This window comes from Desulfosediminicola ganghwensis (genome assembly GCF_005116675.2).
Taxonomy (GTDB): domain Bacteria; phylum Desulfobacterota; class Desulfobulbia; order Desulfobulbales; family Desulfocapsaceae; genus Desulfopila; species Desulfopila ganghwensis.
Map to the genome: position 1 here is coordinate 1,104,085 of NZ_CP050699.1, position 15,196 is coordinate 1,119,280.

Annotated in this window: 17 protein-coding genes and 1 pseudogene; 8 read left to right on the top strand and 10 right to left on the bottom strand. The window is 50.3% G+C overall.

Annotation, left to right across the window (positions count from 1 at the left end; genetic code table 11):
• Nucleotides 1-2 precede the first annotated feature (2 nt).
• The 6 genes and pseudogenes from FCL45_RS04760 to FCL45_RS04780 form a co-directional block, all read right to left on the bottom strand.
• Nucleotides 3-605: an NAD(P)H-dependent oxidoreductase gene (locus FCL45_RS04760; protein ID WP_136797190.1), complete on the bottom strand. Its 603-nt coding sequence runs from the start codon at nucleotides 603-605 to the stop codon at nucleotides 3-5.
• 243 nt (nucleotides 606-848) lie between these two features.
• Nucleotides 849-1,232, bottom strand: a pseudogene (locus tag FCL45_RS24325) (peroxiredoxin-like family protein); the annotation flags it as partial.
• A gap of 12 nt (nucleotides 1,233-1,244) precedes the next feature.
• Nucleotides 1,245-1,493: a thioredoxin domain-containing protein gene (locus FCL45_RS25065; RefSeq protein WP_217907670.1), complete on the bottom strand. Its 249-nt coding sequence runs from the start codon at nucleotides 1,491-1,493 to the stop codon at nucleotides 1,245-1,247.
• Nucleotides 1,494-1,552: 59 nt separating this feature from the next.
• Nucleotides 1,553-2,890 (bottom strand): aldehyde dehydrogenase family protein, encoded by a 1,338-nt coding sequence (locus tag FCL45_RS04770; RefSeq protein WP_136797186.1) that lies wholly within the window; start codon nucleotides 2,888-2,890, stop codon nucleotides 1,553-1,555.
• 56 nt (nucleotides 2,891-2,946) lie between these two features.
• Nucleotides 2,947-3,540 carry an NAD(P)H-dependent oxidoreductase gene (locus tag FCL45_RS04775; RefSeq protein WP_136797185.1) on the bottom strand — a complete coding sequence of 198 codons (594 nt, stop codon included), beginning with the start codon at nucleotides 3,538-3,540 and terminating at the stop codon, nucleotides 2,947-2,949.
• 321 nt (nucleotides 3,541-3,861) lie between these two features.
• Nucleotides 3,862-4,641: an enoyl-CoA hydratase/isomerase family protein gene (locus tag FCL45_RS04780; RefSeq protein ID WP_136797183.1), complete on the bottom strand. Its 780-nt coding sequence runs from the start codon at nucleotides 4,639-4,641 to the stop codon at nucleotides 3,862-3,864.
• 647 nt (nucleotides 4,642-5,288) lie between these two features.
• On the opposite strand from FCL45_RS04780, the gene atpD reads away from it, so the two are divergent.
• The 8 genes from atpD (at nucleotide 5,289) to FCL45_RS04820 (ending at nucleotide 11,625) form a co-directional block, all read left to right on the top strand.
• Nucleotides 5,289-6,692, top strand: a complete 1,404-nt coding sequence (gene atpD, locus FCL45_RS04785) for a F0F1 ATP synthase subunit beta (protein WP_136797181.1) — start codon at nucleotides 5,289-5,291, stop codon at nucleotides 6,690-6,692.
• Nucleotides 6,693-6,697: 5 nt separating this feature from the next.
• Nucleotides 6,698-7,099 carry a F0F1 ATP synthase subunit delta/epsilon gene (locus FCL45_RS04790; protein ID WP_136797228.1) on the top strand — a complete coding sequence of 134 codons (402 nt, stop codon included), beginning with the start codon at nucleotides 6,698-6,700 and terminating at the stop codon, nucleotides 7,097-7,099.
• Complete coding sequence (locus FCL45_RS04795; protein WP_136797179.1) at nucleotides 7,096-7,368, top strand: AtpZ/AtpI family protein; 273 nt, start codon at nucleotides 7,096-7,098, stop codon at nucleotides 7,366-7,368. Before FCL45_RS04790 ends, FCL45_RS04795 begins: the two co-directional genes overlap by 4 nt.
• Complete coding sequence (locus tag FCL45_RS04800; RefSeq protein WP_136797177.1) at nucleotides 7,369-8,055, top strand: F0F1 ATP synthase subunit A; 687 nt, start codon at nucleotides 7,369-7,371, stop codon at nucleotides 8,053-8,055.
• A 30-nt stretch (nucleotides 8,056-8,085) separates the two neighbouring features.
• Nucleotides 8,086-8,355 (top strand): ATP synthase subunit c family protein, encoded by a 270-nt coding sequence (locus FCL45_RS04805; RefSeq protein WP_136797175.1) that lies wholly within the window; start codon nucleotides 8,086-8,088, stop codon nucleotides 8,353-8,355.
• 11 nt (nucleotides 8,356-8,366) lie between these two features.
• Nucleotides 8,367-9,131 (top strand): F0F1 ATP synthase subunit delta, encoded by a 765-nt coding sequence (locus FCL45_RS04810; protein WP_167495752.1) that lies wholly within the window; start codon nucleotides 8,367-8,369, stop codon nucleotides 9,129-9,131.
• Between the two features lie 158 nt (nucleotides 9,132-9,289).
• Nucleotides 9,290-10,783: a F0F1 ATP synthase subunit alpha gene (locus FCL45_RS04815; RefSeq protein WP_420811229.1), complete on the top strand. Its 1,494-nt coding sequence runs from the start codon at nucleotides 9,290-9,292 to the stop codon at nucleotides 10,781-10,783.
• Nucleotides 10,780-11,625, top strand: a complete 846-nt coding sequence (locus tag FCL45_RS04820) for a F0F1 ATP synthase subunit gamma (protein WP_136797170.1) — start codon at nucleotides 10,780-10,782, stop codon at nucleotides 11,623-11,625. Before FCL45_RS04815 ends, FCL45_RS04820 begins: the two co-directional genes overlap by 4 nt.
• A gap of 281 nt (nucleotides 11,626-11,906) precedes the next feature.
• Here the strand turns inward: FCL45_RS04820 and FCL45_RS04825 are convergent, their stop codons facing one another.
• The 4 genes from FCL45_RS04825 to mnmL all read right to left on the bottom strand — a co-directional run bounded on the left by FCL45_RS04825 (nucleotide 11,907) and on the right by mnmL (nucleotide 15,040).
• On the bottom strand, nucleotides 11,907-13,046 hold the full coding sequence (locus FCL45_RS04825; RefSeq protein ID WP_136797168.1) for a radical SAM protein: 1,140 nt from the start codon (nucleotides 13,044-13,046) through the stop codon (nucleotides 11,907-11,909).
• Nucleotides 13,047-13,127: 81 nt separating this feature from the next.
• Nucleotides 13,128-13,691 (bottom strand): TetR/AcrR family transcriptional regulator, encoded by a 564-nt coding sequence (locus tag FCL45_RS04830; protein ID WP_136797167.1) that lies wholly within the window; start codon nucleotides 13,689-13,691, stop codon nucleotides 13,128-13,130.
• 88 nt (nucleotides 13,692-13,779) lie between these two features.
• The gene (locus tag FCL45_RS04835; protein ID WP_136797165.1) at nucleotides 13,780-14,007 is read right to left on the bottom strand and encodes a MoaD/ThiS family protein; all 228 of its coding nucleotides are present in this window, start codon (nucleotides 14,005-14,007) and stop codon (nucleotides 13,780-13,782) included.
• 121 nt (nucleotides 14,008-14,128) lie between these two features.
• Complete coding sequence (gene mnmL / locus FCL45_RS04840) at nucleotides 14,129-15,040, bottom strand: tRNA modification radical SAM protein MnmL/YtqA (RefSeq protein WP_136797163.1); 912 nt, start codon at nucleotides 15,038-15,040, stop codon at nucleotides 14,129-14,131.
• Nucleotides 15,041-15,196 lie beyond the last annotated feature (156 nt).

Here is a 15,196-nt window from a genome sequence, read left to right on the forward strand (position 1 = left end):
GGCTATCCCTTGAGTACCCCTTTGAGGTCGCTGTTGATGTGTGAAGATTTAACCGCTTTGCCAAGATTGATGCGATTATCACGTAGGGCAATGATGAAACGCCTGTAATCCTCGGCATGACTGTTGATTTCCTGCTGCGGCATGCCACTGTGGGCGGCAAGCACGGCAAATGGTGGCAGCCAGGTCATCTTGCAGAGTTTGGCAGTGGCACAGAAAGGGGAGAGCAGATGTTTAAGGGAGAATGGATTGTCTCCTTTCTTCAGGTAGGTTGCCTGATCTCCGGCGCTGAGTACATTCAAAAATAGTTTGCCGCTTAAGGCGTTGCCCTTGGAACCATAGGCCCAGCCGTGCTGTAGTACCAGATCGAGCCATTCCTTCATGATGGCCGGCGTTGAATACCAGTAGAACGGGTGCTGGAAGATAATCACATCATGAGCTTCACAGAGTCTCTGCTCATGATCCACATCGATTAGAAAGTTGGGGTAACTGGAGTAGAGATCGTGGAAGGTGATATTCTCAAGATTCTCGACGGCCTTACGCAAAGCGGAGTTGATACAGGAGCGATTAAAAGCCGGGTGTGCAAATACTATGAGTATTTTTTTCATGGTGATTGAGTAGTGTTTAACGCCGATTTCTCATGACAGCCTGTAAGTTTTGCTGATTGTATCAGAGTATATCATGAGCTTGAATATAGGTTTTATTCGTTTTCGGATAACGGGTTGCAGCTGTCGGTAGGGAGCATATCCGCCCTTCAGCACTGTCTGCTGAAGGGTGGATACGGTATCCGGCTGGTAAGGGGTAGTGGTTTTCGAGCCGGTAATCCTTTTGAATGTTTAGATACTCTATTTTCAGATGGTTTTCAGTAGTTCGACTATCCTGGTCGGGTCTGGGCGCCATGTGTAATCCGGGTGGACTTCCACGTTTTGTATAACCCCATCTGTGCCGATAATGAAACGACCCGGCAGCGGCAGTCGCCAGAGATCATCACCGTTAAACCGGTCCAGTTCGATGCCGAAACTGGTGTAGATGGTTCTCAGATCTTCGGGCAGGCTGAAGACCAGACCATAGAGACTGGCCACATTGTTGCCGGGATCTGCCAGGACAGGGTAATCGAGCCCATGCTTTTTGATTACCTGCTTGGAGTATTTCGGCAGTTGCGGCGAGATGGCAACGAGGCTCGCGCCAGCAGCACGGATATCGTGAGCGACTTCCTGCAAAGCTTCCAGCTCTGCATTGCAGTACGGTCACCAGACTCCTCGATAGAAGGTAAGCACCAGCGGCCCCTGGGAGAGCAAATCTGCTGAGCTGATATCATTGCCATTCTGGTCACAGAGGGTAAAGGCCGGGGCTGACGCTCCAACGTTCAATACGTCATCCATGATACCTGAGCTCACCAGCTCCGCCGTTGAGTTGTGCATGATTGCAAGGGTGTCCGCTGGGATACCGGCTTCTAGTTGTTCGCGCAGATTATCGAGTTTATCCTGTAGATTCATTGTGACCTCCTTGGTCATTGACTGACTGATCAGATCAAACTGAACTCAGCTGAAGAGAATTAACGATTTACAACCCTCACCTGTGCAAACTGTCTATGGCCTTCGGTTGAACCGTGAAAACCAAGCCCGCTCTGTTTTGCTCCAACCCAGGGGGAGTCTCCTTCGCCCCCCACACCCTGGTTGATACCGATCATTCCAGCTTCGAGCCGACCGGCAATTGTGTTTGCGCCGGAACCGCCAAAGACCACAGCTCCCAGGCCATAGTCACTGTGATTGGCTCGTGTTATGGCATTTTCAATATCGCTATAGGTGCTGATGCAGATCAGTGGCCCAAAGGTCTCTTCCTGCTCGACCCGCATGTCTGGTGTCATGCCTGCTATTACGGTGGGCTGGATATAGGGTGGTTGCTGGTCGTCAGAGCCCAACAGCAGCTTTGCGCCCTTTTCAACAGCATCCTTTATGTGGGCCAGAACTGTGCGATGCTGGCGGTGATTGACAATGGGGCCGATGTTGACGTTGTCCATGTTCCATGGGCCAACCCTGTACTGACGGGCGTAACCTACCACCAACTCATTGAATTCGGCGGCCACAGTTTCATCCACGTAGATTCGCTCGGTGGAGGTACACATCTGGCCAGCGTTCTCGAAACTGCTGGCAACGGCAAAACGAGCGGCGGCGGCGAGGTCGGCATCGGCCATGACGAGCATCGGGTCATTGCCGCCCAACTCCATTACCAGGCGTTTAAGACTTGTGGCGGCTCTTTGCATGATATCTTTACCTGCGGCACGGGAGCCGGTAAACGCGATCATGTTCACATCGCTCTCTACCAGCATTTTGCCCTGTTCTCCGTCGCCGTGGACGATCTGCAGCACATGTTCAGGTAGTTTTCCTGCCACCAGGTCGAAGAATGCCTGGGCGATGAGCGGCGTTTCTTCCGATGGTTTCCAGATGACAGTGTTGCCTGCAACCAGGGCAGGAATCAGCAGGTTGTTAGCCATTGCCAGTGGATAATTCCAGGGGGAGATCACTGCCACGATCCCGAAGGGTTTGTATTCAATTGTTGTTCGCCCAATAGAGGAAGGCTGCAGGGCGTTCGCTACCGCCTGAGCAATGTAGGGGCCGCCGTAGATGGTGCCGCTTACTTCACCGGTGGCGCGACGGATATCCTTCCCCATCTCCCGGCCGAGAAGCTCCGCCAGCCGGTGAAGTTCCGGCTCGGCGGCGGCCCATGCCTTCTCAACCAGGCCGGTGCGTTGTGCTGTGCCGAGATCACTCCACTGGGCGGAGGCTGTTCTGGCCTGGATAACCACTTGCTCTATCTGGTTCTCCGTTGCCACCTCAACCGCCCCGAGCAATTCACCATTGCCGGGATCAAATGATTGCAGTTGTTGACTCATAATCTATTCCAATCGCTGACTGTAATTTCATAAAGGTAAGGTGTCCTGCTCGTTTGTTAACCGACGGGTGGAAACTGATCGTTCATGTGGTCGGTAAATCGTTTGAAATCATTCTCAACATCCGGGTTCTTGAGGACATCGTAGCAGGCGAAGGTTTTCAGTGGTTCCATGCCGAAAAACCTGAAGTTCAGGTGGGTCGGCCAGAACAGCTCATCATGCCCTTTGCCTTCAAAAAAGGTCTGTTCAGAGTTGTCAAAAGCAATGGCCGGAGCGTTGTAGGTAAGAGAGATCATATACTTCTTTCCCGCCAGCGTGCCGCCGCTGCCATACTGCTTTGCCGGGTCTTTTCTGGTACGGCCGTCGCCATCGCAGAGTCTGCCATCCATGCCGGCAGTGTACACTTCATCCATATATTTTTTAAAAGTCCAGGGCACACCCATCCAGTTTGCCGGAGTCTGCAGGATGATGACATCGGCCCATTGATGTTTTTCGATCTCCTGTTCAACCTCATATTGGCTCATGGAACTGTGTTGAATAGTATATCCCCTTGTCTGCAGGTTCTCTGCTGCCATTTCAACCAGGGTTCGGTTGAGTTTTCCTTCTGAGAAAGGATATGGTTCGTGGGTGTTGATAATCAGTACGTTTTTCATAGAATTTCTCCTGTGTGTTGTATCGTTGACCGGTAGCGGGTTGTCTCAACAATACCTTTCAGCATTTTCACAACCTGTCAACCTACTGAAAGGTAGGCTGCCTTGGTAAGTGTATTAACCACTGAAAATCAGTTCAGCGACGCTAAGGGTAGCTAACTTGAGACAGCCTGTCAACCAATCAGTAGGTAGGCAGTGTGTTTTTATTTTTCTATCTTTAACGTTACTTCTGATATCTTGAGGGATATTGGGCAACTGGCAACTTCAATTTTTAGAAAGGGTAAAGTTGCCCAATGTGCGGCTTTGTTTTTCAGCAGGAGCTTATCAGCGTCCCTGCCATTCGGGCTTTCTTTTTTCCAGAAAAGCGCTCACCCCTTCATGGGCGTCGTGGGTGGTGCACAGCCGGGCAAAAGCGTCATTCATATAGTCGAACTGGTTGAGGTAGCCCAGGTCTTCGGAGCCGTAGAAGCCTTTTTTGGCAATCTGTACCGCTACCGGGCTTTTCCTGGCCAGCTCCACAGCCCATTTGTATGCCGCATCATCCAGTTCTTCTTTGGGGACCATACGGTTGATAAGGCCAAACTTAAGGAGCTCGGGTGCCTTGATGAGGTCGCCGTAGAGCAGCAGTTCCAATGCCTTTTTCCTGCCGACAACCCGGGCCACGGGAATAACCGGGCCAACACAGTTCAGGCCGACATTGATGGCGGTCAGCCCCATCTTGGCATTCTCTGCAGCAATAGTCAGGTCGGCCGAGACGGCCAGCCCCATACCGTTGGCGGCAGCCACGCCCTGCACCTTGGCTATAACCGGTTTGGCAATTTGAGCAATAGCGACCAGGGGCCGTTCCATATGCTCTATCCAGGCCTTGTATTCCAGCGCTGTTTTGCCCTTGAGTTCGTTGATATCGATGCCTGCGCAGAACGCCTTGCCTGCACCCTGGATCATAATGACCCGAACATCATTATTCCGGTCGAGGTCAGTGAGGGCCCTGTAGAGTTCATCCGCCATGTTGCTGGTGAATGTATTCAGTGCATCAGGTCGATTGAGTGAGATGATAGCAACATGGTGTGTGTCAACTTCAACAACAAGATTTTCGTAGCTCATGGGCTCTCCTTTTTATGAAATTGAGACAGGGCTATAACTTTTTTGAAGCGCCAAACATAATATCCGAGCGGTTGTTCGGTTTGACTAGCATAATCCTTGCAAGGCCAGACTGTCAACGCCTTATAAACTCCAAAATTTCAGGGTATGCAGTCTGTACTGCCCTACCAATCTCTGCGGTATAGCCATACAATTAAGCTATGCTATTTTCTGAAGCCTGCCGAACCACGTTCTTTTCTCTCCAAATCTGCCTTATTGAGAGAAAATTACTATACACCGACAGACATTTGAGTGGAGACCGTCGGTCAGGTTGGTGCTGAAACACATGCTCTGTAGCGATTGTTGACCTTTGGGCTTGGTCAGTGCCACTTGATCTAAACCGAATTTCTCATGAGTATTTTGTCAAGGATGAGAAAAAAACGATTCAATTCAAGCGCATTGATACCATTATTGTCGTTTTTGATATCTGCAAAATGCTCATCGCAGGTGGTTCCATGCGGCACTATTTTCTTCAGTATTTCAGCAATAAAAGGTTAGCGCAGACTTCGCAGTTCTCTATGGTTTTTTTGCTAAAGGCGTTGAAACCCGTGCCGCCAGAACTTGTTAAAAATCCGGGCTAATAAGAATTATCCCATTTCTGATTCAATACGATGACCGCTGATTTTCTACATGAAAATTCCTGGCAGGCTGATGCTATTGGCTTCATTGCCGCAGTTCACGGACCTGTGGTGGAAGTCAACTGTCGCATGCTGCCGCCATTGCGGCGGGCACTCATTACCCAGGTGGATGGCGAAACTTTTATGTTTGAGGTGCATCAGCATCTAGATCAACACCATATCCGCGCCATAACACTTCATGAAACAGGTGGCCTGTACCGCGGCATGCCGGTGTATGACAGCGGAGCATCTTTGCATGTACCCGTTACTGGGGATTGTTTGGGGAGACTGCTCAATGTTTTCGGAGAGCCGCTGGACGGCGGAGAACCGCTGGCAGCCGAAGAATTTCGCAATATACATACTGGGCCTCCTCCTCTTGCTGCCACTCTTGAGAATCGTGGAATTATCGAGACCGGCATCAAGGTTATAGACCTGCTTTGCCCCTTTGTTGCCGGAGGAAAAACCGGACTGTTCGGAGGCGCCGGGGTGGGAAAGACGGTATTGGTAATGGAGTTCATGCATGCGATTGCCGCAATTCATCATGGTGTGTCTGTGTTTGCAGGAGTGGGGGAAAGGCTGAGGGAAGGGCATGAACTGTGGACCGAGATGCGCAAGGCGGATGTGATGCGCAATACCCTGATGGTTTTCGGGCAGATGGATGAGTCTCCCGGGGTACGGTTTCGAGTTGGACTTTCTGCGCTGAGTTATGCCGAATTTCTTCGGGATACCATGAAAAAGGAAGTGCTTTTCGTGATGGATAACGTATTTCGATTTGTTCAGGCCGGCAGTGAGATTTCTAGCCTGCTCGGGAGAATGCCAGCGACTGTTGGTTACCAGCCGACTCTGCATACCGAGGTTGCTGAGCTGCAGGACCGAATACTTTCCACAGACAACGGCTCTATCACCTCGGTCCAGGCAGTCTATGTCCCGGCTGATGACATGAGTGATCCTGCGGTCAACGTTATCCTTAAGCATCTTGATACAACAGTTATCCTCTCGCGCCAGCAAGCGTCCAAAGGAATCTACCCGGCAATTGATCCCCTCATCTCCACCAGCAAGCTGATGGATCGATATTCATTGGGCAACACCCATTATGCCGTTGCAGAAGGAGTCCGTGAAGCCATGGCGAAATATGCGGAGTTGGAAGACATCATAACCATGCTGGGCATAGAAGAACTGTCAAAGCAGGACAGGATGACAGTCCTGCGGGCAAGAAAGCTGCAAAGATATTTTACCCAACCGTTCTGGGCAACTGCAGCCTATACCGGGATGGCGGGGAAATCAGTTCCCCTCGCGGCTACCCTGACCGATTGCGAGGCGTTTCTGTTAGGCAAGTTTGATGATATTCCGGAAGAGCGATGCTATTTCCAGGGCAGTATGCAGGAGGCCTTGCAGTGAGCACCATGACCCTGAAAATTCTTGATAACCAGAAGAGCCAGACGAGAGACGGGGTGATCTCTTTTGTTGGCGAGGATAGCAGTGGCAGCTTTGGAATTCAGCCGGGCCATGCCCGGATGATGACCGTGCTGATCTTCGGGTTAGCCCGTTTTTGCTGTGAAGGCGGGTCCTGGGAGTACATTGCCTTGCCCGGGGCAGCACTCTACTTCCGAGAGAATGTCCTCTATCTTGTTACAAGTCATTATCTTGTGGATACGGAATATTCACGGATCTCCAAGCGACTTGCCGAGGAGTTGAGAGTTGAAGAGGAAGAATTGAAGAACGTTCGCCAAAGCCTCAAAAACATGGAAGAGGCCTTGCTGAAACAGATATGGGAAATGCGGAGGCAAGGGGTAAGCCTGACATGAAAGAGAGAAAACAGCTGAGCAGGGATGTGGATCGTAAGGTTGAACGGATGAAAAAAGCCGAAAAAGAGCACCACACCATTCTCGGCCAGACCATTTACCTCACCACGCTGGGGCTGGTGCTTGTACTGCCGCTCATTGCAGGAGCATACCTTGGCCGTTGGCTCGACAGTATGCTGGAAGGATATTCGATTCGCTGGACTCTCAGTCTTCTGATTATCGGGCTGGTTGTAGGTGCAGTCAATGTCTACTTGTTGATTCGGGGGCGTTGAATGGGTGATGTTACAATAGGGGTGGATACTCTCTTTTTTGTAGGACCATTTGCCATCAGCACCAGTCTGGGAACAAGTCTGCTACTGACGGCCGTGGTGAGTTTGGCGGCCTGGTTGATGGTCCGCCGTATGGGGGGAAAGCCGACTCGGCGGCAGGCGGTTACAGAGGCGATTGTGTCCGGTTTGGAAGACGCGGTAAGGCAGGTCGCAGGTGTGCATGCAGAGCGCATTATGCCCTTTATTTCGACCCTGTGGGTATTTCTGATCTGCGGGAATCTGTTGGGACTCGTACCGGGAATGGACTCTCCAACGCGCGATCTGTCGGTGACAGCTGCTTTGGCGGTTACTGTTTTCCTTTCAGTTCATTGGTTTGGTATCACGACGCAGGGATGGGGCAACTATTTCAGGCATTACCTCAGTCCGAATCCCATTATGCTGCCATTTCATATCATCAGTGAAATTACTCGCACGGTGGCACTTGCGGTACGGCTGTTCGGGAACATGATGAGCCTGGAGTTGGCGGCCTTTCTTGTGCTGATGGTCGCCGGCTTCCTGGTGCCAATCCCGATCCTGATGCTCCATATCGTGGAGGCGTTGGTTCAGGCGTATATATTCGGGATGTTGGCTCTTATCTATGTTGTCGGAGGCATCCAATCCCATGAAGAACGTTCGAATTCCTCCAGGTAGTGTGAATGCCTGGCAGAAGAGGAGGAAGATATGGCAGAAATGAATATGATTGTACAGATTTCAACTCTCGCGGCTGTTATAGGGCTTGCCATTGGGGTACAACTGCCGGCGCTTGCCATGGGGAAGGCAATAACCAGTGCTCTGGAAGCACTGGCCCGACAACCTGAAGCTGAAAAAGCCATTATGCGGACCCTGTTCATCGGCTTGGCAATGATTGAATCTCTCGCCATATACGTGTTGGTTATCGTCCTGATCATCCTATTTCGTAATCCATTGCTGGAATATCTGCTTCATCCTTAATGAGGAGTACCGTGGAACTGAACTGGACGACTTTTATTCTTGAAATACTGAATTTTCTGGTTCTTGTCTGGCTATTAAAGCGTCTTTTTTATAGGCCGGTGCAGGAGATGATTGAAAAGCGCCGTAAGGGCATTGAACAACAGTTTGAAAATTCCCGAAAGATCCAGGAAAGGGCGGAAAATCTCCAAAACCAATATGAATACCGCCTGGAGGAGTGGGAAAGTGAGCGGCAGGCGGCACGTTCCAACCTGGAAAACGAACTGGCTAAAGAGAGTCGGAGACTGTTCGACAAGCTGCAGGATGAACTGGAGGCTGAACGAAAAAAGCAAGAGGTTCTCACTGAGCGTCAGGTAAAGGAGCAGCTGGAAAAGGCTGAAATCCGTGCGTTGGAGCTAGGGGCCCGTTTTGCAGCGTCTGTTTTGAAAGAACTAAGGGCGGAACAGTTGGAGGCACGAATTATTGACCTGTTGCTGCGGCAACTAGGGGAGATTTCAGGGGAGAAACTGAACGGTCTGGCCACCGTGAGTGAGCAGGGGCGTCAGCAGGAAGTCTATATTGTCAGTGCATATCCTCTGAACCGTATTCAGCAACAGAAACTTGAAGAGTGCCTGCAAAAATTGCTGTCTGCCCCGTTGGCACTAAGCTTTTCAGAAGATGATGAGCTGATTGCCGGGTTGCGTATGACTATCGGGCCGTGGGTGATCCGTGCCAATCTTAAAGATGAGTTGAAGACCTTTGCTGACATGGCCCGAATCTCGGGTAAACATTTTGTCTAAAAACAGGAAAAATATTTTTACTTGCAACCATTGCAATGACCACAAGCAAAGGTGCAATTCGACAAGATGTTCAGGGGAAATGCGGGATGGCCCACAGGCTCCTAATCCCGATATTTCATAACTACTTTTCAGATGAAGAGGGCATTATGCCAGACAACATGCCTGTTTCCGGAACCGGCGCCAGCCTTCTGCAGCGCCTCGAGTCCTGGGTTGCCGATTATCGCTTTCGGCCAAGGTTCACCGAGCAGGGGCAGCTGGTTTCAGTTGGTGACGGTATTGCCTGGATCAGCGGGCTGCCATCCGCAAGAATGAACGGACTTGTCATGTTTGCCGATGAAAGCCGGGCTATGGTCTTTGACCTTTCCGTTGACCGTGTGGGGGTGGTGCTGCTTGATGACAGCCAGGAGCTCACCTCGGGCATGCCGGTTTATCTCACCAATGAGCGGCTCAGTGTACCGACCGGAAACGGGCTGATCGGAAGGGTTGTGGACCCATTGGGGCGGCCGCTCGACGACGAGGGTGAGCTTGGTGATTGGGTTCTGCGTCCAATTGAGCAGAAATCACCACCGATAATTCACAGGGATTTCGTAAATAACCCGCTCTATACAGGTATTAAGGTGATTGACACCCTCATCCCGATCGGCAAGGGGCAGCGTCAGTTGATCATCGGCGATGAGGGGCTGGGGCGCAGCTCTCTCGCCATTGATGCCGTTATCAATCAGCGCGGTCTCAAGGTGTTATGCGTCTATGTGCTGGTGGGGCAGAAACGCTCTTCGGTAATCAGCACCATTAATACTCTGCGTAAATTTGAGGCGATGGAGTATACGACAATTGTTGTAGCCGAGGCCAGCACCTTGCCCGGGATGCAATTTCTTGCTCCATTTTCAGGCTGCACCATGGCGGAATCATGGATGCATACAGGGCATGACACTCTCATAATCTACGATGACCTCAGCACGCATGCGAAGATTTACCGGGAACTGTCGCTTCTTTTGCGTCGACATCCCGGCCGGGAAGCATATCCGGGTGACATCTTTTCAATACATGCCGGTCTGCTTGAACGCAGCACCACCCTTTCTGCAGAGACCGGTAGCGGTTCAATGACTGCCCTGCCGATTGTTGAGACAGAGCAGGGGGATATTGCCGGTTATATCCCTACCAACCTTATTTCCATTACCGACGGCCAGATTTATCTCGATCTGAATCTGTTTTCTGCAGGCTATCGTCCGGCTATTGATGTGACCAGATCGGTTTCGAGAATTGGCGGTCAGGCACAGCATTCGAAGATCAAGAAAGAAGCGGGAAGAATGAAGCTCGACTATCTGCAGTTTCTGGAACTTGAAATGTTTACACGGTTTGGTGCCAAGCTGGAAGCCTCGATGGAACATGCCATTCGCCGGGGGCGAATTTTGCGGGAAATACTTAAGCAGGAGCAGCGCAACCCTCTTTCGGCTGAGTTTCAGCTGGCCTGGCTCATTGCTTATAACACCGGTCTATTCGATAAGCTTGAACACTCTGAGGTGCCGAATGTACTGGAATACCTTGCAGGAAAACTCAATGATGAGCCGCTTAGTCTTGAGGCGAGCAGGGAAAGCTGGCTGGAGAAAGTGAATTTCTGGCTCAAGAACTTTCCACGACAGAATATGATATGAGCAAGTTCAGAAAGGTCGAATACCACATTCAACAGCTGCGGGAGTTGCAATCGATCATTACCTCAATGAAAACGCTCTCCCAGCTGGAATTGCGGAAACTGACCGGCCGGGCAGAGCATTATCGGGAGATCGCACGGGTCCTGCAGGAAATGGTTGACGATTATATGGTGAATTTCCCCCAGCCGCACCCGATTGCAGGTGATGATTTGGTTATGGTTATTGGTTCTGAGCGGGGATTTTGCGGCCCCTTCAATGAACTGCTTGGGGAAGCGCTCCTGACAGGTCAGGCGAGTGTGAAGGAAAAACCGTGGCGGGTGCTGGCAATAGGCAGAAAACTCTGTAGCCATCTTGATGACCGGCTACCGGGATACATACCATTGGCAGGGGCCGGAACCAGTGAAGAGCTAGCTACTGTATTGCCTCGGATAGTCACAACTGTGCAGCGTCAGATGGGTGAACAAAAATGCACTAAGCTTCTGGTTCTCAGTCATGGTGATGATGAAGGGGTGGTGGCAGTCAGTCACCTGCTGCCTCCCAAGCCGGTTCAAAAGGAGAGGGAGAAGCTGATTCCGCCACATCTCTACCTGGAACAGGCTGTTTTTTTTCGTGAGTTCCTCTCACATTACCTGTACCTCAGCGTTATCCGGCTATTCACCGTCTCACTAATGATTGAAAACCGTTATCGGGTCGAACACTTGGGGGGAGCAGTGCACAGGCTCGACGAGCGGCTGCAGACACTGTGCACCAAGGCAAGATCGTTGCGTCAGGAGGAGATCACAGAGGAGATTGAGATGATACTCTTAGGTAGCGGCACCTTTGATGCTGGATTGTCTGGGTTCTGAAAGTGCATTGAGCAGATCCACAGCTTATGAGTTTTGAGGAACGAATTGGCAGGGGGAAGAGGATGGACGTATTACAGAATGTCACTTTGAAATGTTCAGGAGAACTTTTGTCTGAAGAGATTTCCTCTATTTTTGTGACACAAACAAGAAAATGTTGTTGGCAGGACTTTTGCCTTCATTACTTGCAGCCAGCTGTCGCACTAAGCCTTTTCTGCGGAGTCCCGCAAAGCTCGTTTACCTGATTTGGCGAAAAATTGTAATAGCCCGACAGGCTCCTGACGTTATATATATCGCTGCATGATCCTGTCGATCACCTGGTCCATATTATCGACCCGGACCCCGAACTGGTCGCACATCTGCTGGGCATAGCCGCGGGTAACAGGGCTTTTCAAATCTCCTATGCTGGAGATGCGGTGGGTACGGCGTCCTATGCAGAACAGGAGCTGTTCTTCAGGTTCCAGTTCAAGGAATTCCCGGACAGGCCTCATCATCTGTTCTTTATCACCGGGCAATACTCCATCAACTTCCGGGAAAAGGTTGAGCACATGGTCGCTCCTGACCGTACTGGTGATGCCATCAAGCGACTCAAGGAAGAGCAGCAGCTCGCGGGAGGTGTCTACCTCACCCATTTTGTCGAACTCGTTATTCCTGAACTGTTGGGTCAGCGGCGCGGCGGTCGGCATGGCAAGGGTTCTCAGCCTGATAAAGTCCGGATTGATCTGATTCAGGGCGTCTGCAGTCTCTTCGGCATTTTCCTGCCAGAGACTCTTGCCGCCCAGGCCAGGCATGTAGTACTCAGAAAGTTGCATGCCGGCTCTTTTAATCTTTTTTCCGGCGTGTATCTGGGTGGCTTTGTCGGTACCCTTTTTCACCATTTTAAGGACTTCATCGGATCCTGATTCCATGCCGATATGAATCCGGTTGAGGCCGGCTTCTGCCATTTGAGCCAGATGATCGTCACTGATTCTGGCAATGGTATGGCTGCGGGCATAGGAGGTAACTCGCTCTACATTGGGAAACGCCTGACGGAGGTGGCGCAGGATACGGATAAGATCATCCGGCTTTATGATGAGACTGTTCCCATCCTGCAGAAAGATCGATTTCATGCCACCGGAGATGAAGTTGTATGCTCCGTTTATGGCATAGTTGTCCTGTTGCTGGCCTGGAGGGGCAATGTTTTCCAATGAACTGCCAGTTCGCCGAGCCTCAAGAATGGCGTCTACATACCACTTCACTGTATCTATGTCCCGAAGCACATGTTCAACAGGACGCAAGCTGAATGTCGTGCCTTTATAGACTGGGCAGAAGGTGCATCGGTTCCACGGACAGTTACGGCTAATGCGGATAAGTAAGCTCTCCGCTTCACTGGGGGGGCGAATTGGCCCCTGTTCGAAACCTTTATATTCTTCTACTTTTTTCATTGTATTTCGAAACCTCAATACAGATTCACGGACATTGCACCTATCGGTAGGTAGGTGCAATGTTCGCAAAAAAAATCCCTGTCAACACTCAAGGGCCTTGATCATTATTTCCGCAGCTTTGTTAAACATGTCATCTCCGCCGTGAGATCGTGCAACGATCTGGGTTCCAACCAGAAAAGAGAGAAAGGTGTAGGCGACCTCTTCATCTGTTCCGCTAATACGTAATGAATTATCCTCTCTTCCCTGGGCAAAAACGGTGGCGAAAATCGAAACAGTCATTTTTATGGAATCCTTCAGGATGTCGCAGGAATGTGCTGGCAGGGTGTTTTTATCGGTGCTTATCGATCCCACCAGACAAAGTTTGTTCTGCAACAAGCCCTGTTCAAAGACTCCGGCGAGCTTTCTGAGCTTTTCCGGAGCGGTCCCGTCTTCGTCCACTATTGCGCGATAGTTTTCACCGTATGTTGTTTGGCAACGCTTAAGCAATTCATCCACCAGGTCTTCCTTCTTGGGAAAATGATGGTGAATGCTGGCTTTTCTAATGCCGACGGCTTCGCTTATATGCTTGTAGCTCATCGCGTTGACACCAACGGTCTGAACAAGATCCTCGGCCACATCTAATATTTTGGTTCGTGTATCACTCATAGCTGACAACCTGCCAGAAGGTAGGTCGCTTGTCAAGCGTAGATCGAAATGGTGCAGGTTGCGCCAATATTCGTCGGAGAGTTTGGGATCATCCTCCAACTATGTCTGACATCAAGGTTACCCTGTCACCGTCATCAAGAGGATGTTCGAAGTTGGAAGCTTTGCTGTTAACGGAGACTGCTCCGATATGCCATGGTGTTAGCTCGATTGTATCTAAAAGCGAATGAATTGTTGCTGGCTCCTCAAGCTGGATGAGGCGATTATTGAAGCGGCCAATTTCTAAACTCGCAAGAAGGCGGACATCTACTTTGATCACAACGGTACTCCTAAAAATTTAAGACGAGAACTGATAGGCGTTCACCAGGCATCCTACCAGAAGGTAGGCAGGGTGTCAATGATCATTGATCAGGGTAAGATTGTAGGGCCTGTATTGATAATTACCGCAAATTTGCAGAGCCCTGAAAGAGGCCGTTATGCTGCAATTTTTTTTGCAATTTTTGACTCAAATGGGTGGCGAGTATATCCCATCTGGGAGCAACGAGCAGTTCAGGGTGAGAAGTAGCCCACAGGCGGTGAATTGTGATATCGGAAGGGATGCGGACCAGTGCTTTCTGAAGGAATTCAAGATAGCCGTCTAAGGTGAAAGGGGAGAATTGGTTGTGCTGATACATCTTCTCTAGTTCAGTACCCCGGATAACCTGGAGATGATGCAGTTTCAAAGCATTTATGCCGAGTTTGCAGACCTTATCCACCGATACGAGCATTTCTTCTTCATTCTCTTTTGGGATACCGAAAATGAGGTGTACGCCGATCTCAAATTTTCCGTAACCTTTTATGCGGTGAACACAGTTGGTAAAGTCATGATAGCTGTGATTTCGGTTAAGAAGTTGAAGACTTTTGTCATGAACAGTTTGTAACCCCAGTTCAAACAGACATTCTTTCTTCTTTTCAAAAATCAGTGAAGCCAGGGGCTCCAGCAAATCATCGTTTACGTAATCAGGCCTGGTGGAGAGGATGAGCCCTATACAGTCTGGATCTTCCAGGATCACAGAAAGTGCCGGCAGGAAGGAGTCGACGGGTACGGCCGTGCAGGTTTCCTGCTGGAAATAAGCGAAGTATTTACTGAATCGGCCTTTCAGTATAGTGTTTTTGCCACGCTCAATCTGTGTCAGGTAGTCATCGGTGCCGTCGAGATACCCCGGAGTAAAGCTTGCCGGTCTGCAGAAGATACAGCCACCTTTTTCCCTGTTGGGGCAGATCATACCGGTGTCTATGGGGATTTTCCCTACTGGCACCCCATACTTTTGCCGATAGTGGTGGCTGAAGGTTCGTATGATTGGCTGGTTCATTGCTGGCTGGTGACGGTTTATCGATTTTTCTCAATATTAGTAAATAAAATAATTACAAAAGGCCTGACAGGATATACTAGTATTATCAATCTCTGTCGATTTTTGTTTTTACTTTACCTTCCCTGCCGTGAGATGTGGTGCATGCAGGTGGTTGCA